The following is a 21,418-nucleotide window of genomic DNA, read 5'->3' as shown; positions in this document are numbered from 1 at the left end:
TCAAGCGAGGAGGTGTCTCCATGCCCCTTCACATTGTGAGAAACGATATCACCACCATGAAGGTGGACGCCATCGTCAACGCCGCCAAGGAGAGCCTGCTGGGCGGCGGCGGTGTGGACGGCGCCATCCACCGGGCCGCCGGGCCGGATTTGCTCAAGGAGTGCCGTACCCTGGGCGGCTGCAAGACAGGACAGGCAAAGATCACGAAAGGCTACCGCCTGCCTGCGAAATATGTGATCCACACCGTGGGCCCCGTCTGGCGGGGTGGGGGCCATGGCGAGCGGGAGCTGCTTATCTCCGCCTACCGCTCCTCGCTGGAGCTGGGGCTGGCCCATGACTGTCAGACTGTGGCTTTTCCCCTTATCTCCTCCGGGGTGTATGGCTATCCCAAGGACCAGGCCCTGAAGGTGGCGGTGGACACCATCGGGGACTTCCTGCTCGCCCACGACATGACAGTCTACCTGGTGATCTTCGACCGGGACGCCTATACCATCGGCGGGAAGCTCTATTCCGATATTGAGGCCTATATTGACGACCGATATGTGGATGCGCACACAGACGACCGGGCGGAGCAGCGCCGCCGGGCCGTGACGTTCCAGACCGCGGCATCGGCGCCCGAGGAGGAGGCGCTGTGGGAGCCCGCCGCTCGGGGCGCGGAGCCCGCAAGTCTGGACGAGGCCCTGAGCCGGCTGGACGAGAGCTTTTCCCAGATGCTGCTGCGGAAGATCAGCGAGCGGGGCATCACCGACGCCCAGTGCTATAAGAAGGCCAACATCGACCGCAAGCTCTTCTCCAAGATCCGCTCCGACATCCACTACAAGCCCTCCAAGCCCACCGCCATGGCCTTCGCCGTGGCGCTGGAGCTGCCGCTGGAGGAGGCCCGGGAGATGCTCCAAAAGGCGGGCTTCGCCTTCTCCCACGCCAGCAAGTTCGACATCATCGTGGAGTATTTTATTGCCCATCACAACTACAATATCTTTGAGATCAACGAGGCGCTGTTTGCCTTTGACCAGAGCCTGCTGGGCGGCTGAGCCAGGGAGAGGAGGATGCCCATACCGCGCACCGATGTGACGCAGATGCCCTTTGCCAAGATCTATCCGCTGCTGGTGAAGAAGGCGGAGAAAAAGGGACGTACCAGGGAAGAGGTGGACCGGGTGGCAACCTGGCTCACCGGATACACGCCCCAGGACATCGCCCGGCTGGAGCAGTCCGATGTCAGCTACGGCGGCTTCTTCCGGGATGCCCCCGCCATGAATCCCTGCCGCACCCTGATTACCGGCAAGATCTGCGGCGTGCGGGTGGAAGCGATTGAGGACCCGCTGATGCGGGATATCCGGTATCTGGACAAGTTGGTGGACGAGCTGGCCAAGGGAAAGACCATGGAACAGATCCTGAGAAGATAATTGTCGCCTGCCGGGCGACCAAACCGAAACGAAATCCCCCTATACTGTGCTTGTAGACCGGACAACACAGAATAGGGGGATCTATTTATGAAAAAGAATCTGACTGAACTGGTATTCATCCTGGACCGCAGCGGCTCCATGCAGGGGCTGGAGGGCGACACCATCGGCGGCTTCAACTCCATGCTGGACAGGCAGAAGCGGGAGTCCGGCGAGGCGTATGTCTCCACCGTCCTTTTCGACGACCGGGCCGAGGTGCTCCATGACCGGGTGAAGGTGGGCCAGGTCAGGCCCATGACCGAAAAGGAGTATTATGTCCGGGGCTGTACCGCACTGCTGGACGCCGTGGGCGGGGCCATCCACCACATCGGAAACATCCACAAGTACGCCCGGAGCGAGGACGTGCCGGAGCACACCCTCTTCGTCATCACCACCGACGGCATGGAGAACGCCAGCCGCCGTTATTCGGCCCAGCAGGTCAGGGAGATGATCCGGCGGCAGAGGGAGAAGTACGGCTGGGAGTTCCTCTTTCTGGGGGCCAATATCGACGCGGTGGAGACGGCGGGCCGTATGGGCATCGCCCCCGACCGGGCGGTGAATTATCACTGCGACAGCGCGGGCACCCGCCTCAACTACGAGGTGGTGGGGGAGGCCGTGGCCGCCGTCCGGTGCAGCGCGCCCCTGGACGAGCACTGGAAGGACGCTATCGAGGAGGACTTCCGGAACCGGAAAAAGCAATGACATAGGGCCCGCCCGGAGCATCTGAGGATAGGGCGGCTCCGGGCGGTTTTCACATCCATATTTCTTACCCATCCAGCACCGCAGCTATCCGCGCCAACCCCGTCCCCAGGCCTTCAGAGCCCACGCACCGGCTGGGGCGGGTGTTGACCGCGTGGTCCAGCAGGGGCTGGGCCTGGCTGGCGGCGTCCAGGCACAGGTCCAGGGCCAGCACATCATCCCAGGCCCGGTTGAGGAAGGCGACCTCCCGGCGGCCGTGGGTGCGGGTGACGGCAGCGGAGCCCGCCTGCTGCAGGTATTGCTCTGCCTGCTCCTGCGCGAATCCGGCGGCGGCGAGGCTATCGGCCAGACCTGTCCGGAACAGACCGGGAATGTCCGCCCACAGGAGGGGCGGTACATCATAGCGCACAAAGGCGTACCGGCTGTGGCAGTGGACGGCCAGCAGACACTTGCGGCCCCGCAGGTCGATCACATGGAGATCCCAGCAAAAACGCCGGTCTGGCTCTGAGCCCCAGGCCGGCGTTTTCATGCGTAGAAAGCGCTGGAGAGGGAAGGTCAGGCCCAGCTCCATCACGTCACCTCGTGGGGGATGGTGATCTTCTCCACCTGAATGTTCCCGTTCTCCGCCTCGGCCATCATCATGGTGATCTCCTGATGGAACCGGCGGGGGCCGCAGGAGCCGGGATTGAGCCAGAGAAGGCCGTCTTTCTCCTCCTGCACATATTTGTGGGAGTGGCCGAACACCACTGCATCCACCCCGGAGAGGTCCGGCGGGACCTCTTTTTTGTTGTGGACCATGTAAAAGGTCACGCCGCCCAGGGTGACGGTGAGGTGGTGGGGGATGGCCTCCGCCCACTCCTTGTCGTTGTTGCCCCGGACGATGTAGAGCGGGGCAAACTGCCCTAGCATATCCACGATGCTCTGCCTGTTGATGTCGCCGCCGTGCAGGATGGCGTCGGCGGTTTTCAGAAGCTCCGCCACCTCCGGCCGCAGCAGGCCGTGGGTGTCGGAGAGAATGGCGATCTTCATCCGTCTCCACCCTCCCCCAGGGTCCAGCTGAAGTCGTTGTGGTAGATCATCAGGCGGGTCATGCCGCCGTCGATACAGATATTCTCCCCGGTAATAAAGCCCGCCTTGTCCGAGCAGAGGTAGAGGGCCATATTGGCGATGTCCAGGGGGTTGCCCACCCGTCCGGCGGGCTGCTGGACCGCGTCCGGGCCCTTGTAGACGGTGTAGTTGGTGTCGATCCAGCCGGGGGAGATGGAGTTCACCCGCACCTTGTCCGCCAGGCTCACCGCCAGGGCGTGGGTCAGGGCGGAGATGCCCCCTTTGGCCGCTGTGTAGCTCTCAGTCTGGGGCTGGCTCATCCGGTCCCGGGAGGAGGAGATGTTCACGATGGCCGCCCCGGGGGCAAAGTGGGGCGCAAACAGCTTGGTGAGGTAAAAAGGCGCGGTGACGCCCACCCGCAGGGCGTAGTTGAACTCCTCATAGGTACATTCGCTGATGCCCTTCATGAGCGGCAGGGCGTTGTTGACCAGATAGTCCACATGGCCGTAGTCGGCGATGACCTTGCGCGCGAAATCCTCCAGCACTGCCTGGTCGGCCAGATCGCCCACGTAGTAATCGTTGGGCAGCAGGTCGATGACGCACACCGCGGCCCCCGCCTTGCGGAATTCGTCGGCGATGGCCTTGCCGATGCCCTTGGCACCGCCGGTGACCACGGCGATTTTGTTTTCAAACACGGTCCTTCCTCCTCAGTCTGCATCCTCATCCAGCGCCTCCACCAGAAAGCTCACCGGACGGAAGCCGTCGTTGCAGGAGAGCATGGCGGATTTGGGATTCTTCATCCACCCGTCGTAGAAGTTTTCTCCCCCGTGGCTCAGGGCCAGCACAAAGGGGGAGAGGGTGTCCCAGGCGCTCTGGCAGAAGCCCTCCGGCCTCTCCCAGCCGTTGGCGATGAACACCTGTCCCAGCTCCATGTCGCAGGCATGGGAGATGGGGTTCTCATACCGGGCCATCAGGTCCTCGTACCGGGTGATGCGCATGACGGTGATCCTGCATTTTTTCATATGATGATGCCCTCGCAGTGGTCGATCTCGTGCTGGATGATCTGGGCGGTCCAGCCGGTAAAGGTCTTCGTCCGCTCCTGAAACTTCTCGTTCTGCCAGCGCACCTTGATGGACTTCCACCGCCTGGCCGGGCGGAGGCCGGTGAGGGAGAGGCAGCCCTCTTCCGCGTCATAGGGTTCGGACCTTTTGATGATCTCCGGGTTGAACATGACCATGTAGGAGCCCTCGTTGTCAAAGGCGATGATGCGCTTGTTGACGCCGATCATGTTGGCGGCCATGCCCACGCAGCCGTCCTTGTGGTGCTCCAGGGTCTCCAGCAGGTCGGCGGCAGTCTGAATATCGTCCAGTGTGGCCGGCTCCGCCTTTTGAGCCAGAAAGGTCTCGTCTTTGCAGATGTCCCGAATCATATCAGGCCTCCTGATCCGGCTGCTGCCCGTCGTGGGCCTGCCACTGGCATTCCATCAGGCGCATCTGGGAGAACACCGCCGTAAAGGAGGAGTCCTCAGGAGAGCAGGCGTAGAGGCCGAAACGGATGATGCCGCCGCCCTTGTGCATGTGGCAGATGCGCATCTGGCTGAAGTTGACCCCGTCCCGGGAACATTCGATCCGGTAGTCGTCCTCCCGCCGGCTGAGGCGGTACCACATGGTGCGGATGCTGCCGTCAATGGCGGTGGTGGCCCAGTCGGAATACCCCCCGTTGGTGACCACGCTGCCGAGATGCTGGAACGCGCCGTTTTCATATTCCACCGAGGCCTTGAGCCAGTTTTCGCTGTCCAGGTAGAGGACGATCCCGCACTGGTCAAAGCGGTGCTTGCTGTCGGTGAAGTCGGTCTTGACCACAAAGCTGAAGTATGGCTCCGCGGTCTCCATCTGCAGGACCGGGGCATTGTCGTTGCGGAAGTGATAATAGGTGCGCTGCCACAGATCGGTGTGGGGCAGCGTGGTGATCTCGATCCGGTCCGGAGAGATGCGGCAGTGCTCCGGCGCTCTGGTCCAGGCCAGCTTGTTCACGTCAAAATTCATCATTCCAATTCCTCCATGGTTCATAATTCCGCTGCGGGCGCTTTACCGGGAAAACAGGGCGCCGCAGTCATCCGCCCCACCCCAGCACGACCTGAAGCGTGGCCTCCGTGGCCGAGGGGAAGTTCTTTTGCACCTGCCGATAGATCAGCTCTTTGGACTGGGCGGGGTCCAGCCTGTAGGCGGAGGAGATGTGCTCACAGCCCCAAAGCGCCTCCGGGGTGCTGTAGACCGAGATGGGCCATCCGTAGGGCTGGCCCTTTTTGTTGAGGCGCTGTCGGAAGTCCCGGATCAGCAGATAGCCGCCCATCTGGAGGTCGGTCACCGTGCCTTCAAAGTTCTTCTCGCCCTCTTTTCCAAACCCGGCCAGGCGCTTGAGATCGAAGGAGTACAGCTCACCCTTGGCGGTGAACTGGTCCATGATCCGCTTCTGGCGCAAGCTGGCCAGTTCCTCGTCCCAGCGGCTGTCGAAGTCGTAGCCGTCCCTCCGCCAGTTGGCGAAGTGGGGGAACCAGGCCCTGGAGATGAACCCGGCCTTTTTGCCGAAGAACTTGCCGTAGGCCACCTGGCCGCTGTGGGCGATGAGCTGCCGCCACTCCCAGGGGTCCTGTTCCGGGTCGCTGGTCCACCAGGAGCGGGCGGAGGTGTGCTCCTCGGCAGAGAAACCGTCGATCTCGTTCTTGAAGAGAGGCAGAAATCCGATTTCATCGATCCAGCGGATCAGTTCCTGCCAGCTGCGGATGCGGCAGGGGTCGTCCCAGTCCAGCCCCCGCATGATCCATGCTCCGTTCTCAATGGCCACGGCAGACATCTCCTCTTCCAGCTTGTTACAGGCATTATAACACAGCGGTGGAGGAAATGCCACGCCGGCCTGTGGGCATGGACCCAGTGGAGCCGGGAACATAGTTGTTCCCGGCTCCACTGCCGATCTGATATCATTGATATGGGGAGCCGGCGGGGCCGATGTTTTCCAGAATATCTTCCATCCCCTTGTAGACCATGGGGCACTCGTCCAGGGTGGCCTTGCTCACCGAGGATGCGATCTGTGATATGGCAGTTTCTCCTGAATGTTATTCTTTTTCCATCAGCCCTTCGGCCTGCATCCGGATCACATAGAAGGCCCGCACCCAGTCCAGTTCCCGCTCCATGGATTCCTCCAAAGCCAGCAGACGGCGCTTTCCCAGCCTGCGGTCTAGGAGAGCGAAGATACGCACAAGGGGATTTTCACTGACAAGGCTTTTCTCAAGGCTCTGGTTGTCAAATATCCCAAACGCCTCATAGAAAAAAACGTTGTCAAAACAGCCGTCGTTCAGTGTCCCCTCATGAGCCAGGCGGAAGGGTGTCTTTGAGTCATTTTCTCCAGCGCCCTCTCGCTGCAGGGCCTGATATCTGTTCCAGTAATTTTGCTCATAGGCATAGTAGTTGCTCCGCAGAACTTCCACACCGTCCAGTCGGATAGCCGCTCGACCGATTTGGTCATGACTTTCCCGATAGCTGGCGGCAAAGTATTGGATATGTCCCCGGAGTGCGGGGCACAGGTAATCCTGCTCCAGTTTGTTCCTGATTCCGCTCCAAGTCGACACGCTTGCCATATCACCACTCCCTTTGATGCCATGATATCTCAGTCCGCAACCGCTCCACCGATACTCGAACTTCTTTCCGCTGGCCATCCTCTACATCGCAGCCCCATAGGATCAGACCGCCACTTGTCCAGCGTTTCCTGCACCACTTCGGTGTCGGTTTTGCCTTCCGGCAGGGCAGTGATCAGTGCGTCCCGAACATCATCCGGTGCACGTTAGTAGAGCTCACACGGGTAGAATACCCCTGCGGCCAGCGCTGCCCGCTGGATCTCCGGGGTGATGGCGGCCCGGTAGCCCAGCAGCTGCCAGAAGTCGGTGAGCTCCGGGTCCTCCATATTACCCAGCCGCTGAATATTCTGAATCAGGCTTCTCTGTTTTTCAGCAATTTGTTCCGGCGTCCAGGCTTATGCGGCCTTTCAATCCTGCTCAGATTTGCATTTCCAGCATAAACCATCATAGCACAAGGGTGTCCCCCAGCCGGGGCAGGTGTATTTCAGACGCATACGCTTTGACTCCTTTCGCAAGATAGGAAAAACGCCCTTAGAACTTACATCAATGAAATCCCAGAAACCGTTCTCCGCAAGGTATTTTTTCAAGTCAGGCATATCAATTTTTAACACGTCTAAACAAAAATTACCGGCCCGGCGACAGGAGAACTTACCTCACTTGCTCAGGAGCCAACAAAGGCCTGCGGCGGTGCGCGCTACAGCATGGTTGTAGTGATTGCCTGGATTCAGCTGGAACACTGTATCAATACCCTTACCTTGATAGAAAGCATGAATCTCCTCTGTGTTCTGTCGGACACTTTTCAGAACAGGATTGCGGGTTTTGCTCTCCTTGTCTCCAAGGGAGAAGTACATGTGCTCCGGTCGACTCTTCGGCTCATGGGAGAAGATGTACTCCTTCATTCCGGGGAACCAGAGAGAGCCGGACATGCTGCCCACACGGGAAAACAGGTCCGTCTGGTAGATGGAATACAGCGCAAACAGCCCTGCCAGAGAGTACCCGGCGATCCCTCGCCAACGAGGGACTCCGGTAATCTCTTTCTCTGCTGCTGGAATAATCTCTTCGGCCAGAAGCCACAGATAGTCGTCCGCGCCGCCGGTGCAGGGCTGGGCATTTTTGAAGGCAGGCGGACTGTCCCAGGGCACCATGTCGTGGTTCCAGTCCAGATCACTGATCGCCACCAATGTGAACGGTGGGCAGCCGGCAGCCTGTGCGGACTCATATACCTTCTGGCCCTCGTCAGAGAAGGTGTTGAGATAGATAATAGGCACAGTTGCTTCAAGACTTGGAAAAATGGATATCGTTTTGCCCTTAGTTGAGAAGGTATACATAGCTTGAATCATCCGCTTTCTATTTTGACAGGGGGCTACACAGAGAGTCATCATCAGAGCTGGACAGCTTTGTTGATATTTTCCAACAAGTCCTTGTTGGATCTTGGAATTCCAGTTATACTAATTACATTACAATATACATCCGCAAAAAGAATATAGGAAGAGTGAAATACATAATGCCTGTTTCACGGACGAGAACGGGGATTATATTGAAAATACGGAATTTGCACATATAGAGGATAAGCGAGTTCAAATATCAAGACAATAGGGAGAAAAACGGAAAATGGGAAGAATTGTTGCAATATCGGGCGGTGATTTGAGTTCAACAAGACCGCTGAATCTTCATGCAATCAAATTATCGGGTAAAACCAATCCGAATGTTTTGTTTGTAGGAACTGCAAGCAGAGATGCCGATGGATATATCGCTTCAATCGAAAAGGAATATAAAAATCTCGGTTGTCAAGTAAAAAGCCTTTGTTTGGTAACGAAATCGTATAGAAATGAGGATATTGATATTCTATTGTCGTGGGCTGATATTGTTTATGTTGGCGGCGGCGATGCCGTTTCTATGATGCTTGTTTGGAAACAGCATGGATTAGATGAAAAACTGAAAGAAATATATAGAAAAGATGCCGCTGTGCTGACTGGTCTAAGTGCCGGTGCGATTTGTTGGTTTAATTGCGGTCATAGCGATAGCGATTCTTTCCACGGCAATGAGGATTGTCATTATTCTTGGGCAGATGGAATGTTAAACTTTTTTGATTACGCTTTTTGTCCTCATTACAACGAGGCTGGGCGTGAGTCATTCGATAGTATGCTGAAAGAAAAGAAGCTGACCGGTTTGGCTATGGAGAACGATACTGCATTTGTTGAAAACAATGGTAATCAGTATTTTATAAAAAGTAATTCTTCCGCAAAGGCATTTGAAATTCGATATAAAAATGGATTGATGGAGAAGAAACCAATCGAGTTTTTGGTATGATAAGGGCTAAATAATTATGATAATGAACGCTTGGATCACGGTGAACGAAATTGATCAGTATGCGTTTTGTCCGGCAGATGTGGAGATCTTGAGGAGGATAAAAGAGGCCTACTAAAGCCTGTCACAAGGTGGTGCGTGACCGCATTCCGGAGATCATGCAAGCTGTCGTGAAAGCCTGCGGCTGGATGCTGGAAGAACTGGAGCAGCTGCGGGCGGACAAGGACGCCAAACGGGGATGGATTTGAGAAAAAGGCCCTTTTGAGAGAAGTAAAGGAGGATTGCTGAATGGATATTGCAAGAGCAAAAGAACTATTATCTGCTTTGGCTGACGGCATCGACCCCTTCACTGGAGAACTTTTACCGCGAAATCATGTATGCAATCAGCCTGAAATGATACGGGCTTTTCATGAAATTTTGAATGTGATCCCTTCAGCATCCCGAAAGAAAAGCCTGCCTCGCAACGCAGGAAAACCTTGGACAGATATTGAGGAAGAAAAATTACTGGACGAATTTGATTCGGGAATGACGACTTCTGCGATTGCCAAGGAACACGGCAGAAGCAGAGGAGCCATTGAGTCCAGATTAGCGGATCTCGGGAAAATCACAGATACATACTTTAACAGAAAACAGAGGTGACCTCCATGCCCACCTGCCGCTCCGCCTCCGGCAGCAGTGCCGAAGATCTGTTCATCGAACTGTTTTCCGGCACCTTCGGCGGTGAGAAAGCCGGCTATCTCTACTCCCAGTCCCCCTTCACGCCACCGGCAAGACGGTGACCGCTGCTATGGATGCCAAGTGATTTGGCAAACGGACGCTGTTCCTGGCCCGGCCCACCATGTCCAAGGTGCGCTATACCCAGCAGCTGGACTGTGGCGTGCGGCTGTTCCCCGGCAAGGAGAGCCTGATGGTGTTTGAATTCGTAGACAACACCGGCCATCGCTATTCAGCCCGAAAGGTAAAGGAGATGATCCGGCGCCAGAAGGACAAGTACGGCTGGGAGTTTCTCTTTCTGGGACCAACATTGACGCGGTGGAGACGGCGGGCCACCTGGGGGTCGTGCCCTGCCGGGCGGCGAACTACCTGTGACAGCCAGGGCACCCGCTTCAACTACGAGGTGGTGGGCCGTCCGGTGCAGCGCGCCCCTGGATGAGCACTGGAAGGACGCCATCGAGGAGAACTTCCGCAAGCGGCAGAAGAAGGACCGGCAATAATCTGCTGTCAAAACAAATGAGGGGCGGAGGTTACACCTCCGTCCCTCATTCACGTCTGGAATAAATCAGGCAATTATTTCAGCTTGGCGCCGTCGTGGAAGGCGTTGCCTACCTTCTCGCCCAGAACCCGGTATGCGTTGTGGATGGGGTCAAAGGTGATGGGGCGCAGCTTGTCCGGGTCGATCTTTCCGGCTTCATCCAGAACGGACTCGTCGGCGCTCACATTGACAATCTCGCCCACCAGACGGCAGCTCTCCGGGTCATAGCTCACCAGACGGCACTCCACCGCCATGGGAAGCTCATCAATGAGGGGGGCGTCCACAAATTCCGACTTGGTGGTGTGCCAGCCGGCCTTTGCCACCTTGTCCGCCACTTGGTTGCCGGACTCGATGCCCACATAGTCGCAGGCCACCGCCTGCTCTGCCGTGGCCATGCTCACGGTAAATGCCTTGCGGACCAGGATGTTGGCGGTGGTTTTATGGCCTTCGCTGATGCACATGCTCAGCTCCTTGTCCTCGCTGATGCCGCCCCAGGCAGCGTTCATGGCGTCGGGGGTGCCGTCTTCATTGTAGGTAGCCAGGATAAAAACTGGCTGGGGATAGGTCCAGGGCTTGGCTCCAAAATTCTTGCGCATAGCAATCCCTCCTTGTTTTGTCCCATTATACCATAAGTTCTGGCTTTGGAACATGGGGATCGGTTGCCCACAATGAGGAGCTATGCTATGATAAGGGATACTTACTGCGGCCAATCGAACCGGATTTGACAAACAGAATGGAGAACCATATGAAAGAAGTAGATCCCCAAAGCACCTCCCGGGCCCTGGCCTTCCAGCTCTGGATGAAGGCTCCCATGCCCATGGTGACCCTGATAAAGACCTTGGATGTGACGGCCCTGGTGCGCCTGAGCCGGAAGCGGGGTTACAAATTCAATATGCTCCTGTGCTGGTGCATCGGAAAGGCGGCGGCGGAGATGGAGGACTTCTACCTGCTGCCGGTGGGAGACAAACTGATGCAGTATGACCGTCTGGCCGTCAATACGGTGATAGCCACCCGAGACGGCGGCATCGCCACCTGCGACATCCCCGTCTCCTCCGATCTGGAGCAGTTCAACCGGGACTATCTGGACCTCACTGGGCAGGTCCGGGAGAGCGGGGAGAGCTATGAGCTGGGCGAGGACTATATGGTGATCGGCACTTCCGCTCTGGCAGGGTATGAGATCGACGGCGCGGTGAACATCTACGCCGGATGCTACAATAATCCCTTCCTCATTTGGGGCAAGTACCGGAAAAAGTGGCTGCGGGCTACCCTGCCTGTGTCCTTCCAATTTCACCACACCCAGATGGACGGCATCCCGGCAGCGGAATTTTTGGAGCGGCTCCAGCGGGAAATTCGAAAAATTTGAAATTTCCCCTTGACTTTGACGCTCCGTCAACTGGTACCCTATCCTCAGGGAGGGATGTCCATGGAGTATTCCATTCAGCAGCTGTCGCGCCTGTCCGGGGTGACCACCCGCACCCTGCGCTGGTACGACCAGATCGGCCTGCTGAAACCCAGCCGGGTGGCGGAGAGCGGCTACCGCTACTACGGCGGGGCGGAGGTGGACCGGCTGCAGGACATACTCTATTACCGGGCCCTCGGGGTGGAGCTGGCCCGCATCAAGGAATGTCTGGACGATCCCTCCTTTGACCGTCTGGCCGCTCTGAAACGCCACCTGGCCGCTTTGGAGGCGGAGCGGGAGCGGCTGGAACAGCTCATCCGGTCGGTGAAAGACACCATCGGAGCGGAAGAAAGGAACGAGATCATGAGCGACGAGCAGAAATTTGAGGCGTTCAAGCAGCGCACGGTGGCCCATAACGAGGAAGTTTACGGAGCGGAGATCCGCTCCAAGTACGGCGACCAAGAGGTGGACGAGGCCAACGCCGCGGTGATGAACCTGACCCAGGCGCAGTACCGGGAGTGGACGGATCTGGGTCGGGAGATCCAGGAGCGGCTGGAGGCTGCCGTCCGGGCCGGGCTGTCCCCGGAGAGCGAGGAGGGCAAGGAAATCACCGCCCTCCACCGCCGGTGGCTCACCATCACCGGGAACCAATACGATCCGGCCAAACACCGGGGGATCGCAGAGCTCTATGTGATGGACCAGCGGTTCACCGCCTACTACGACAAACAGGTGCCCGGCTGCGCCCGCTTCCTGCGGGACGCTGTCATCCACTGGGTGAAGTAAACATGGATGCAGACCCTGGCCCACACCTAGTGAGCGGCCCATAGAAACAAATCTCCCATGCTGTGTTATTCTCTGGATAAACACAGCATGGGAGATTTTATGTTTGCTTCCGACAAGCGAGGATGCCTGTCTGTCTCAGACCCTTTCGCAGCATCTGCACAGTGATGGACACGATCGCCACATAGATTATGGCACTGGAAGCAGCGGACATCGGGAGCATGGCGTTTTCGTCCGCCGTTGTCCGGTTCACCATGATCAGCGTATTTTGCAGCGTCAGGATCGCAACCAGCGCGTCAATGAAATTGACCGTTCGCAGCTCCGCCACCAGAATATTCCCACTGGCCCTGTGCCGCTGCCGTCCCATGTGAATGGAGGCCATGGTGATCTTCCAGGTGGTATAGGCCGCCATGGCGATGGCCGGGATCAGTCCCATGGATACGGGCTTGTCCAGCACGACCATCATGGAAATGGGCCAAATCAGTGCCAGATCCATCACCAGAAGCAGCGCGGAACTGATGAGGAATGTCCAACGGCGGCAGCGGTTTTGCTCGGCCTCAGGCCGGGCCCGATTTCGCTTTTCCGTGAGAAGGACCGTGCCCCGAATCACCATGAGCAGGAGGTAAAAGACGCCGATGCTCCCATGCCATACCGAGCCATAGCAAAGGCCCAGATACCCATGGCACAGGGTAAAGAGCACTGTGATGCTGAAGGAAACAGCGGCGCTCATGAGGGTCTGACCGATGTAATCCTCCCGCCACATCCGGAGAAAGTGCGCGGCCCTGCCGTTATTTCTCATCGCTTCCATCCCTGGGCCGCACACAGGACTCAATGATGCCGGCGATCACCTCCACCTCATCCTTGCAGTCCTGACGCAGCCACTCTTTGACAATGGCGGCGATGCCCTCAATATAGTAAGCCATGTAGTAGGGGCGGTGGGCAGCCGGAATCTCAAACCGCTCCAGAATGGGACCCAGGATGTGACGCTTCAGCTCCCCGTACCGGGTATAGGCCTGCATACTGGCAGGATTGCGAAAAGCTGCCCGGTAGACCTTTTTATTCTCCTGGATGAAGCGGAGATAGGGGAGAAGATACTCCCGGGTGACCAGGATCAGTTCTTCCCGCCCCCGGCTTCCCAGATTGCCGAGGATCTCCTCTTCCTGCTGAGGGAAGTAAGAGAGAAAACGCCGCATGACCATCTCCAGGGTCTCGTTTACCAGGTCAGTGATCGTCTCATAGTGCAGGTAGAAGGTAGATCGGTTCACACCGGCCCGGTGACAGAGCTCCTTCACGGTGATATACTCCAGATCTTTCTCCTCCAACAGAGCAAGGAGGGTCTCATCCATTCGCAGGGCGGTATTAAAGTATTTGCTCTCGGACTTGTTCATCTGCCGCCCTCCTCACGTTACTCCGCCGATTCGCTGATCTCCCGGGCAAGCTGCATGATCTCAAAGGCATACTTTTCCTTGCCGGTTCGCAAGAGCTTCTTGTAGATGGGGTAGTTCAGGCCCACGCCCACGATGCCCAGAATCCCCAGGATGATCCCGGCCCCGGTCATCAGGATGCCGCCCTTGCCGACCACCTGCATGGAGAGGCACATCCCCAGGCCGAGAACCAGGGCTGCTCCGATGCCGAAACTATAGGCGAAGATGGTGGCCGGGCGCTTTGCGTTCCAGTCCAGCTTTCGCAGGGCGACGACCTTGGAGGTGTCCTTGGGGGCGTATTCGTTGGCAATGGCTTCCGCAAAAATTTTATCCGTGTTCATCATGATAGTCTCCTCTTATGATCGATTGGTTGATTCTCTGCAGCTGCTGATATGATCATAGAGGATGAAAGACCAAAAGAGAACGACACGGTTGAGGATTCGTGCCGATTTCAAGAACTGGGCTGCTAATGGGCTGTCACCTTGGAGAAGACCATGGGATTACCCCGTCTTTGGCTTTTTGTTCAGTTTCAAGCTGATACCCTGACGGTCTGCCGCTTCCTGGAGGAGTCCCACGGCGGCAAGGGCCCGCTCCTTGATGGGCTGTGCGGCCAGCTCCAGCCGGCTGTTCAGAGCAGCCATCACAGTGCGCAGATCCTCCAGAGGTAGGAGGTAGACCGCCATGTTGAAGATAGTTTTACGTCGGCCATCGTTGTAATGGGCCAGAAGCTCCTCCAGAATTGCCTTCTTTTCCTCCAACTGGGCCAGATAGGCATCCATCCCCATCCCCCGGGCCTGGGCGATGTCCTGCCGCCGGTTCCGGTGGGGCACAAAGGAGTCCCCGTCGTCGAAACCGTCATAGCGGGAACAGGGATACTCCGGGCACTCCCAGCAAAACGGGACCCCGCCGTGCTCCAGAGAGCACTTGGCGATTGTGCAGCTCTGATTGCCGGCCCCGCCGCCGCAGCCGGGACAGTAGCCGCCTAGATGCATGGGGCACAGACCGCAGTTCAGTCCGCAGAGGGAAAAGCGGGTTTGCTCTCTGGTAAAACCTTTCATGGCATCCTCCTTACCGGCTGCCGGATGACGGTTTTCAGACGCTCCGGCTTGCACCGCCGCACATCGCTCAGATAGATCTCGTGGTGAAACCGGCCCTGGCTGAAATCCAGCCCATAGCCCTGTCTCTTGGCGAACTCCTCCATGGCCGCCACAGTGGCGGGCTCGTCGTCGTAGGGGCCCAGGTGCATGCACTGGACGCACAGGCCCTCCTGCCAGGGGAAGAACTCCACCTTGGAGAAGTCCCGCTGCTTTTTCTCCGTGGCCTCCCGGGCGGCCCAGCGGAAGACCTCTTCCGTCACAAACTCCGGCAGGCGGATGAGGGAGATCCACCGGAAATCCGCCTTGCGGGAATAGTCCACGCCCTGGGTGTCCTCCTGCCACCAAAGGCCCTCCAAGGGCGGGACTACATAATCAAAATAGCCCTCCAGCTTGTGCTTGCCCAGTTTGCTCATTTTGATGGTGTAGGCCATAGCGTAAAGCAGTTCCAGAGCTTGCTTGTAAGCGCCGCCTTCTTCATTGGGGTCGCCCTGGCCCCGCACCGCCAGGAAGTTCATGGCCGGCACCGTGACGATACCCGGCGTCCTGGGGGGCAGATAGAATTCCTTGTACGCTTTCTTATAGTCAAAGGCCATGGTCATTTCCTCCGTGCCTTTTTTGGCTGGGCCTGAAGGGCCAGACAGGTGAGGCGGGTGAGGGCGGTCATGGTGTCCCGGTCGTCCACATCCTCCACCCAGATGTAGTCCCTGGCCCCCTCATAGGGGGGAGCCTTGGGCAGGTTGGGAAACGCCGCTTCGCCCGCCGGGGTGACCTTCACAAAAAGCTGGTCGTCACAGATGACAGCAAAGAATACATCGTCGCAGTAGAGGCCGTACTCGCCGAACATCTTCCGGCTGCGGATGGCGCCCGCCTCCCGCAGCTGTTCGGCCACATAGTCCACAAAGTCCTTATGAGAGGCCATGCTGATCCCCCTTTCGGTAGCGGTCGGCCAATGTTTGGGTCAATGTCCCCAGCTGCTCCCGCAGCTCCTCTGGCTCCAGCAGTTCCGCCTTGTCCCCGAAGGTGAGCACCCAGCTGAGGACGCTGTCGGCGTCGGGAAAGCCGCCGGTGAAGCGCAGCCTGCCGTCCGGCTCCACAGTAAAGCGGTCCGCCCCGTACTCCTCCACCAGCCGCCAGCGGCAAGACGGGTCAAAAAGGACGGTGACCTGATACTTGGCCGGAAAAATGCGCTCCGGCTCCAGGTCGGGTAGGGGCGCGGACCGGGGCTCAAAAGGTTCTCCGGAGGTGAGTTCCGTCATGCGGTTCAATTTGAACAGGCGGAAATCCTCACGCATTTGGCACCACCCCCACACATACCAGGTGGACCAGTGGAACACCAAGTAGTAGGGCTCCACGGTGCGCACCGACTCCCCCCTGGGGGAGAAGTAGGTAAAGCGGATGGTGCTGTGCTGCTCGATGGCCCCATGGATGAGCTCGATTTTGGGCGGCAGGCTGGTCTTGTACCAGGAGGAGAGGTCGATGAGCATGTGGGCGTCGCCGGGCACCAGGCCGCCTGTCCCGGCGGACAGCTTCTCCATCAGCTGGGCGTAGCGCCGGGTGCCGCTGACGCTGTCCAGGCTCCTCAGCCCCGCCAGGATGGCCTGCATCTCCGGGGCGGTGAGCACCGTCCGGTCCACCCGGTAGCCCTCCATGATGGAGATGCCGCCGCCTGCCCCTTGGGTGGTGGCGATGGGGATGCCCGCCCGGCACAGGGACTCAATGTCCCGCTGAATCGTCCGGCGGGACACCTCGAACTGCTCCGCCAGCTCCGGAGCGGTGATCTTCTCCCGCTGGAGCAGAATGGACAGGATGCCGATAAGCCGCTCCATCCTCATGGGACACACCGCCTTTCGCATTTCTGTCTGCATTATAGCATAGGAACGCGACAGCTGTCTGTCATATTCCCCTTGCGAGAAAAACTTTTGCTGGGAACTCCAGGATTGCCTTGCCGTGGAGGGCATGGTATCATGGAGACGGATTTTCCGGGAGGTAGCGGACATGGAGGATCAGTTTCTCAATCTGACAGAAGAAAATCTGGATCGGGAGCATTTGTGCTGCATCATACGCAGCAAGAAGCCCCACCCTGGCGTGGAGGCCAAGCGGGCCTGGCTTCGAGAGCGGCTCCATGAGGGCCATGTGTTCCGCAAACTGGACGCCAAGGGTGTGGTGTTCATCGAGTACGCTCCGCTGGAGACTGCCTGGGTACCGGTGGAAGGGGATAACTACCTCTATATCTACTGCCTGTGGGTCAGCGGGGAGTTCAAGGGCAAGGGCTACGGCAGGCAGATGATGGAGTACTGTCTGGCCGACGCCAGGGCCAATGGAAAGTCCGGCGTGTGTATGCTGGGGGCGGAAAAGCAAAAGGCCTGGCTCTCAGACCAGGCCTTCGCAGAGAAGTATGGATTTGAAACGGTGGATACCACCCCGGACGGCTACCGGCTGCTGGCTCTCTCCTTTGACGGGACGAAGCCCCGCTTCGGGGAGAACGCCAAACGGCAGGCGATTGAACCTCAGGAACTGACCGTCTATTACAGTTCCCAGTGTCCCTACATCCATCAGAGTGTGGAGTTGGTGCGCAAGACCTGCCAAGAGTTGGAGGTGCCCTATGCCCTCATTCCGGTGGATACCCTGGCAAAAGCCAAGGCGTTGCCCTGCGTGTTCAACAACTGGGCGGTCTTCTATCGGGGAAAGTTCGTGACGGTAAATCTGCTGGACGCCGCTGCGCTGAAGCGGCTTCTGAAAAAATAAGGTGTGCCTATGGAAATCAGAAAAGTGGAGACCGATAAAAAGAGATACCTGGATTTGCTGTTGCTGGCCGACGAGCAAGAGGACATGGTGGACCGCTATCTGGAGCGTGGGACCATGTATGTGCTGAAGGACGATGGGGTCAAGGCGGAATGCGTGGTAACCGACGAAGGAAATGGCATCCTGGAGTTGAAAAACCTCGCTGTGGAGCCTGCATTTCAGGGCAAGGGCTATGGAAAGGCCATGGTGGACTTCCTCGTCCGAGCCTATACAGGACAGTATGTGGTGCTGCAGGTGGGCACCGGAGACAGCCTGTCCACCATCCCGTTTTATGAAGCCTGCGGCTTTTGCAGGCACCACGTGGTCAAGAACTTTTTCCCTGACCACTACGACCACCCCATCTACGAGTGCGGGGTGCAGCTGGTGGACATGGTGTATCTGCAAATGGAACTGAACCCGTAGGCATATCATTTTTTCACAAGCAATAATCAAAGATTACCGCCCGCTGGCATCCATAGATGTTCAGCGGGCGGTATCGTTTCGTTCAGAAATCTTATTTCGGGTACTTGCCATAGGCGCCTGTCCAGTGCTCCGCCGTATTCAGGAAGGCGGTGTGGCCGTTGGCACGGATGTACTCCAGCGCCTGCTTGTACTTGCCGTATTTGTAGCCGGGGTGGTTGAGGAAGGACTGGATGGTCTCGCAGGACTCGTACTCCCCGCAGTCCCCACAGGTGATATGGCCTCTGGTCAGGCAGCATTTCTTCATCTTGCACTTTGCCCGGCTCAGATCCCGGGAGGCGTCCAGGTATCCCGGCTTGCAGCCCTTGCAAGTTTTCAGGTACTCCCGGCAGGTCCCGCAGTAGGCACCGCAGCAGCCAATCTCCTCTGTGCCGTTCATGGTGATGCACCTCTTTCAAACCTGCGCCTGACCAAGCTGTTTTTGTTCCCACTCTTTTTTCAGGATGGCATACTGCACGGTGTTTTCATACCGGGGCGTACCGTCGGGATTGTTCACGAAGGAGATGAATTCCAGGAACATGCCCTCCCGACGCATACCCAGCTTTTCGCACAGGTGCTGGCTGGAGAGGTTGTAGTCCTCGGTATAGGCGTAAATGCGCCTTGCGCCCTTTTGGGAGAAGAGATAGTCAAAGAAAGCGTGCGCCGCCTCGAAGGCGTACCCCTTGCCCTGATAGTTCTCGTTCAGCATCCAGCAGGGGCTGAAGGTGTCCCGTACGGCGTTCTCATCCCCGTGGGGCTCGCCCGTCTCCGGGTAGGCGTCGATCTCCCCGATCACCTTGCCGCCGTCTTTCAGGGTGATAGCGAAATAGTACTCGGTCTCACCAAGGCGCTTTTTCATCTCTTCCCTGGCCTCATCTAGGGAGTTCAGCTTCATGCTGGCAAAGCAGTTGACCGCAGGTTCTTTCAGATATTCATAGACATCCGCCGCATCGCGCTCCAAAAAGGGGCGCAGAATCAGTCTTTCCGTTTCGAGAATCATACTCCAGTCCTCCATGGAATTGAAGCAAAAGGCAACAAATTTATATCGGGCATTTTCACGCAAAATAAAGAAAAATCCCGCAAAATCAAATAATTTTGCGGGATTCTGGTCCGAGTGGGGCGATTCGAACGCCCGGCCCCGTGAACCCAAATCACGTGCGCTACCAACTGCGCTACACCCGGATATTCAATTTCCTGTCTGGTAGGACAATAAAAGCGTATAAAACCCTGCCGTCGCCGGTCAATATCTTGCTCTCTGCATCATAACACGGCAGGGGGCGAGAAATCAAGCATTTCATGGATAAACATGTATGGCCCTGCTTCAGGTCCACAATCAGGCGGCGGTGTCAAAAGGCAAAGAGGAGCAACCGAACTTTGTCAGTATACGATAAAGCGGAGGAGATTGCAAGAGCGCCTTTACAGAAAAGCACGTGATATGGTATGATACTAACGATTTTTAAGCGAGGTGCAGACAATATGAGAATGCGGAAAAAGCCAAATCTGATTCCGAGAATGGAGCGGTGCGCGGCGTGCCAGATCCGTGATCCCGAGGCCAGACGGGGGCACTGGCGGGACCTGATGCCGGAGGCCAGGGAACTGCGGCTGGAGCTGGGCTGCGGCAAGGGGCGTTTCACCGCGGAGACGGCGGCGCAGAACCCGGACATTCTTTTCATCGCGGTGGAGCGTGTGCCGGACGCCATGGTGATTGCCATGGAGCGGGTGACGGCCATGGAGCTCCACAACGTATTCTTTGTAGACGGAGACGCGGCCAAGCTGCCGGAGTATTTTGCCCCCGGCGAGGTGGATCTGATCTACATCAACTTCTGTGATCCCTGGCCCACCAAGCGGCACGCCAAGCGGCGGCTGACCTTTGTGGCCTTCCTGAAGAAGTACCGGGAGGTGCTGAAGGAGGGGGGACAGATCCACTTCAAGACGGACAACCGGGATCTGTTCGAGTGGTCGCTGACCCAGTTCCCCCAGGCGGGCTTTGAACTCTCCGAGGTGACCCGGGACCTGCACGCCAACGGCATCTGTGGCGTAATGACCGACTACGAGGAGAAGTTCCACAACCTGGGCACCCCCATCAACCGCTGTGTGGGCACCATGGGTGAGCTGCCGCCGGAGCCGCCCCGGGAGGAGCCCAAGCCGGAAGAAGAGACCGGAGCGGAATAAACTGCATTGAGCAGGGAAAACGCCTGTGTGGCTCGGCCACACAGGCGTTTTTTGATGCGGATTCAGGGCTCAGAGGAAGCAGACCACCCGGTACATCAGCAGGAAGTGGCAGATGCTGCCCAGAACGATAAAGACGTGGAAGATTTCGTGGCAGCCGAAGCGGGGATTGTCCCGACCGGGCCACTTCAGGGCGTAGGACACGCCGCCGATGGTGTAGAGCACGCCGCCGGCCAGCAGCCAGGACAGGCCGGCCCAGCCCACGGTCAGGTAGAGGGGATAGACAGCCACCACGGCCATCCAGCCCATGGAGATATAGATGGCGGCAGTGAGCTGGCGGGGCATGTTGATCCAGCCCATGGTGAGGACCACGCCGGCCAGAGCCAGGACCCAGATAATGGAGAACAGGGCCCAGCCCCAGGCGCCCACGGTGCGGAGCACGGTCAGGCAGATGGGGGTATAGCTGCCGGCGATGAGCAGGTAGATGGAGGCGTGGTCGAACTTGCGCAGGGCGATGCGGCCGCGCACGCCGGTGTGCAGGCAGTGGTACAGGGTGCTGGCGGTGTAAAGTCCGATCATGGAGGCACCGTAGATGGCAAAGGAGACGATGTGCCAGCCGTCCAGGCCCATCAGGGCGGAGCGGACCAGCAGCAGCACGGTTCCCAGCACAGCCAGCACGGCGCCCACGCCGTGGGTGATGGCGGACCAGGGACGCAGGCCGTCATAGGGGTTGCGGCCCTTCTCCTGGGGACGGCGGCTGACCCGGACGGGAGCCACCCGGGGAGCGGAAAATTCGGGATACATCATAAGTTCGTCCATAAGAAACCTCCATGCGCTGTTGCGCGATTGAAAAAGTGAGGTGTTCTCCGCCGCGCACTGCGGGCGGGGGAAGGTATACACAAATCGGAGAGAAGCGGAGGTCCCGCTTTTCTTT

The 21,418-nt window shown here is 58.0% G+C and carries 32 protein-coding genes and 1 tRNA gene; 12 read left to right on the top strand and 21 right to left on the bottom strand.

What is annotated here, in order from left to right; translation table 11 throughout:
• Window positions 1-20 precede the first annotated feature (20 nt).
• The 3 genes from WMO64_RS03270 to WMO64_RS03260 all read left to right on the top strand — a co-directional run bounded on the left by WMO64_RS03270 (window position 21) and on the right by WMO64_RS03260 (window position 2,141).
• Window positions 21-1,031: an O-acetyl-ADP-ribose deacetylase gene (locus tag WMO64_RS03270; RefSeq protein ID WP_349230992.1), complete on the top strand. Its 1,011-nt coding sequence runs from the start codon at window positions 21-23 to the stop codon at window positions 1,029-1,031.
• Window positions 1,032-1,046: 15 nt separating this feature from the next.
• Window positions 1,047-1,403: a DUF2200 domain-containing protein gene (locus WMO64_RS03265; RefSeq protein WP_349230991.1), complete on the top strand. Its 357-nt coding sequence runs from the start codon at window positions 1,047-1,049 to the stop codon at window positions 1,401-1,403.
• 87 nt (window positions 1,404-1,490) lie between these two features.
• A complete protein-coding gene (locus tag WMO64_RS03260; RefSeq protein ID WP_349230990.1) occupies window positions 1,491-2,141 on the top strand; it encodes a vWA domain-containing protein in 651 nt (216 codons plus the stop codon).
• A 64-nt stretch (window positions 2,142-2,205) separates the two neighbouring features.
• On the opposite strand, the gene WMO64_RS03255 is transcribed toward WMO64_RS03260, so the two are convergent.
• From WMO64_RS03255 to WMO64_RS03210, 9 genes are all read right to left on the bottom strand, one after another.
• Window positions 2,206-2,709, bottom strand: coding sequence for a DUF6933 domain-containing protein (locus tag WMO64_RS03255; protein ID WP_349230989.1), 504 nt, complete (start codon window positions 2,707-2,709; stop codon window positions 2,206-2,208).
• The gene (locus tag WMO64_RS03250; RefSeq protein WP_294518641.1) at window positions 2,709-3,167 is read right to left on the bottom strand and encodes a metallophosphoesterase family protein; all 459 of its coding nucleotides are present in this window, start codon (window positions 3,165-3,167) and stop codon (window positions 2,709-2,711) included. The genes WMO64_RS03255 and WMO64_RS03250 overlap by 1 nt, the downstream gene beginning before the upstream one ends.
• A complete protein-coding gene (locus WMO64_RS03245) occupies window positions 3,164-3,880 on the bottom strand; it encodes an SDR family oxidoreductase (RefSeq protein ID WP_349230988.1) in 717 nt (238 codons plus the stop codon). Before WMO64_RS03245 ends, WMO64_RS03250 begins: the two co-directional genes overlap by 4 nt.
• A 12-nt stretch (window positions 3,881-3,892) precedes the next feature.
• Window positions 3,893-4,207: a TIGR04076 family protein gene (locus tag WMO64_RS03240; RefSeq protein WP_349230987.1), complete on the bottom strand. Its 315-nt coding sequence runs from the start codon at window positions 4,205-4,207 to the stop codon at window positions 3,893-3,895.
• Window positions 4,204-4,614, bottom strand: a complete 411-nt coding sequence (locus WMO64_RS03235; RefSeq protein ID WP_294518650.1) for a peptide deformylase — start codon at window positions 4,612-4,614, stop codon at window positions 4,204-4,206. Before WMO64_RS03235 ends, WMO64_RS03240 begins: the two co-directional genes overlap by 4 nt.
• 1 nt (window position 4,615) lies before the next feature.
• Window positions 4,616-5,230 carry a DUF1349 domain-containing protein gene (locus WMO64_RS03230; RefSeq protein WP_349231004.1) on the bottom strand — a complete coding sequence of 205 codons (615 nt, stop codon included), beginning with the start codon at window positions 5,228-5,230 and terminating at the stop codon, window positions 4,616-4,618.
• Window positions 5,231-5,297: 67 nt separating this feature from the next.
• Entirely contained in the window at window positions 5,298-6,029 is a 732-nt protein-coding gene (locus WMO64_RS03225) for an AlkZ-related protein (protein WP_349230986.1), read from the bottom strand.
• A 268-nt stretch (window positions 6,030-6,297) separates the two neighbouring features.
• Window positions 6,298-6,810, bottom strand: a complete 513-nt coding sequence (locus WMO64_RS03220) for an SF0329 family protein (RefSeq protein ID WP_349231003.1) — start codon at window positions 6,808-6,810, stop codon at window positions 6,298-6,300.
• Between the two features lie 659 nt (window positions 6,811-7,469).
• Window positions 7,470-8,144: an alpha/beta hydrolase gene (locus tag WMO64_RS03210; protein WP_294518656.1), complete on the bottom strand. Its 675-nt coding sequence runs from the start codon at window positions 8,142-8,144 to the stop codon at window positions 7,470-7,472.
• Window positions 8,145-8,427: 283 nt separating this feature from the next.
• On the opposite strand from WMO64_RS03210, the gene WMO64_RS03205 reads away from it, so the two are divergent.
• The 4 genes from WMO64_RS03205 (at window position 8,428) to WMO64_RS03190 (ending at window position 10,276) form a co-directional block, all read left to right on the top strand.
• Window positions 8,428-9,126 carry a Type 1 glutamine amidotransferase-like domain-containing protein gene (locus tag WMO64_RS03205; protein WP_349230985.1) on the top strand — a complete coding sequence of 233 codons (699 nt, stop codon included), beginning with the start codon at window positions 8,428-8,430 and terminating at the stop codon, window positions 9,124-9,126.
• A gap of 285 nt (window positions 9,127-9,411) precedes the next feature.
• The gene (locus WMO64_RS03200; protein ID WP_294518663.1) at window positions 9,412-9,762 is read left to right on the top strand and encodes a hypothetical protein; all 351 of its coding nucleotides are present in this window, start codon (window positions 9,412-9,414) and stop codon (window positions 9,760-9,762) included.
• A 5-nt stretch (window positions 9,763-9,767) separates the two neighbouring features.
• The gene (locus WMO64_RS03195) at window positions 9,768-9,902 is read left to right on the top strand and encodes a hypothetical protein (RefSeq protein ID WP_349230984.1); all 135 of its coding nucleotides are present in this window, start codon (window positions 9,768-9,770) and stop codon (window positions 9,900-9,902) included.
• Between the two features lie 59 nt (window positions 9,903-9,961).
• Window positions 9,962-10,276 (top strand): hypothetical protein, encoded by a 315-nt coding sequence (locus WMO64_RS03190; protein WP_349230983.1) that lies wholly within the window; start codon window positions 9,962-9,964, stop codon window positions 10,274-10,276.
• A 134-nt stretch (window positions 10,277-10,410) separates the two neighbouring features.
• On the opposite strand, the gene WMO64_RS03185 is transcribed toward WMO64_RS03190, so the two are convergent.
• On the bottom strand, window positions 10,411-10,971 hold the full coding sequence (locus WMO64_RS03185) for a flavin reductase family protein (protein ID WP_349230982.1): 561 nt from the start codon (window positions 10,969-10,971) through the stop codon (window positions 10,411-10,413).
• Window positions 10,972-11,120: 149 nt separating this feature from the next.
• Between WMO64_RS03185 and WMO64_RS03180 the strand changes: the two genes are divergently transcribed.
• Window positions 11,121-11,738 carry a CatA-like O-acetyltransferase, family 2 gene (locus WMO64_RS03180; protein WP_349230981.1) on the top strand — a complete coding sequence of 206 codons (618 nt, stop codon included), beginning with the start codon at window positions 11,121-11,123 and terminating at the stop codon, window positions 11,736-11,738.
• Between the two features lie 60 nt (window positions 11,739-11,798).
• Complete coding sequence (locus WMO64_RS03175) at window positions 11,799-12,557, top strand: MerR family transcriptional regulator (protein WP_349230980.1); 759 nt, start codon at window positions 11,799-11,801, stop codon at window positions 12,555-12,557.
• 97 nt (window positions 12,558-12,654) lie between these two features.
• On the opposite strand, the gene WMO64_RS03170 is transcribed toward WMO64_RS03175, so the two are convergent.
• The 7 genes from WMO64_RS03170 to WMO64_RS03140 form a co-directional block, all read right to left on the bottom strand.
• Complete coding sequence (locus WMO64_RS03170; protein ID WP_349230979.1) at window positions 12,655-13,362, bottom strand: hypothetical protein; 708 nt, start codon at window positions 13,360-13,362, stop codon at window positions 12,655-12,657.
• Window positions 13,343-13,942 carry a TetR/AcrR family transcriptional regulator gene (locus tag WMO64_RS03165; protein WP_349230978.1) on the bottom strand — a complete coding sequence of 200 codons (600 nt, stop codon included), beginning with the start codon at window positions 13,940-13,942 and terminating at the stop codon, window positions 13,343-13,345. Before WMO64_RS03165 ends, WMO64_RS03170 begins: the two co-directional genes overlap by 20 nt.
• A gap of 17 nt (window positions 13,943-13,959) precedes the next feature.
• The gene (locus WMO64_RS03160) at window positions 13,960-14,322 is read right to left on the bottom strand and encodes a dihydropteridine reductase (RefSeq protein ID WP_349230977.1); all 363 of its coding nucleotides are present in this window, start codon (window positions 14,320-14,322) and stop codon (window positions 13,960-13,962) included.
• Window positions 14,323-14,478: 156 nt separating this feature from the next.
• Window positions 14,479-15,036, bottom strand: a complete 558-nt coding sequence (locus tag WMO64_RS03155) for a DUF3795 domain-containing protein (RefSeq protein ID WP_349230976.1) — start codon at window positions 15,034-15,036, stop codon at window positions 14,479-14,481.
• On the bottom strand, window positions 15,033-15,668 hold the full coding sequence (locus WMO64_RS03150; protein WP_349230975.1) for a GyrI-like domain-containing protein: 636 nt from the start codon (window positions 15,666-15,668) through the stop codon (window positions 15,033-15,035). Before WMO64_RS03150 ends, WMO64_RS03155 begins: the two co-directional genes overlap by 4 nt.
• Before the next feature lie 2 nt (window positions 15,669-15,670).
• Complete coding sequence (locus WMO64_RS03145; RefSeq protein WP_349230974.1) at window positions 15,671-15,994, bottom strand: TfoX/Sxy family protein; 324 nt, start codon at window positions 15,992-15,994, stop codon at window positions 15,671-15,673.
• On the bottom strand, window positions 15,981-16,907 hold the full coding sequence (locus tag WMO64_RS03140) for a helix-turn-helix transcriptional regulator (protein ID WP_349230973.1): 927 nt from the start codon (window positions 16,905-16,907) through the stop codon (window positions 15,981-15,983). Before WMO64_RS03140 ends, WMO64_RS03145 begins: the two co-directional genes overlap by 14 nt.
• Window positions 16,908-17,070: 163 nt before the next feature.
• Between WMO64_RS03140 and WMO64_RS03135 the strand changes: the two genes are divergently transcribed.
• Together WMO64_RS03135 and WMO64_RS03130 are read left to right on the top strand one after the other, a co-directional pair.
• The gene (locus tag WMO64_RS03135) at window positions 17,071-17,820 is read left to right on the top strand and encodes a GNAT family N-acetyltransferase (protein ID WP_349230972.1); all 750 of its coding nucleotides are present in this window, start codon (window positions 17,071-17,073) and stop codon (window positions 17,818-17,820) included.
• A gap of 9 nt (window positions 17,821-17,829) precedes the next feature.
• Complete coding sequence (locus WMO64_RS03130; RefSeq protein WP_349230971.1) at window positions 17,830-18,279, top strand: GNAT family N-acetyltransferase; 450 nt, start codon at window positions 17,830-17,832, stop codon at window positions 18,277-18,279.
• Between the two features lie 91 nt (window positions 18,280-18,370).
• Here WMO64_RS03130 and WMO64_RS03125 read toward each other — a convergent pair whose 3' ends face one another.
• From WMO64_RS03125 to WMO64_RS03115, 3 genes are all read right to left on the bottom strand, one after another.
• Window positions 18,371-18,715 (bottom strand): DUF3795 domain-containing protein, encoded by a 345-nt coding sequence (locus WMO64_RS03125; RefSeq protein WP_349230970.1) that lies wholly within the window; start codon window positions 18,713-18,715, stop codon window positions 18,371-18,373.
• Between the two features lie 15 nt (window positions 18,716-18,730).
• On the bottom strand, window positions 18,731-19,315 hold the full coding sequence (locus WMO64_RS03120; protein ID WP_349230969.1) for a GNAT family N-acetyltransferase: 585 nt from the start codon (window positions 19,313-19,315) through the stop codon (window positions 18,731-18,733).
• A 106-nt stretch (window positions 19,316-19,421) separates the two neighbouring features.
• Window positions 19,422-19,497 (bottom strand) — tRNA-Pro (locus WMO64_RS03115).
• A 294-nt stretch (window positions 19,498-19,791) separates the two neighbouring features.
• Here WMO64_RS03115 and trmB point away from each other — a divergent pair.
• Window positions 19,792-20,487, top strand: coding sequence for a tRNA (guanosine(46)-N7)-methyltransferase TrmB (gene trmB, locus WMO64_RS03110; protein WP_294522293.1), 696 nt, complete (start codon window positions 19,792-19,794; stop codon window positions 20,485-20,487).
• Between the two features lie 69 nt (window positions 20,488-20,556).
• Here the strand turns inward: trmB and trhA are convergent, their stop codons facing one another.
• Window positions 20,557-21,303, bottom strand: a complete 747-nt coding sequence (trhA, locus tag WMO64_RS03105; protein ID WP_349230968.1) for a PAQR family membrane homeostasis protein TrhA — start codon at window positions 21,301-21,303, stop codon at window positions 20,557-20,559.
• Window positions 21,304-21,418: the final 115 nt, after the last annotated feature.

This window comes from Pseudoflavonifractor intestinihominis (assembly GCF_040096055.1).
GTDB lineage: Bacteria > Bacillota > Clostridia > Oscillospirales > Oscillospiraceae > Pseudoflavonifractor > Pseudoflavonifractor intestinihominis.
Note: the sequence above shows the minus strand (reverse complement) of the source record. Positions and strands in the feature narration are given on the sequence as shown.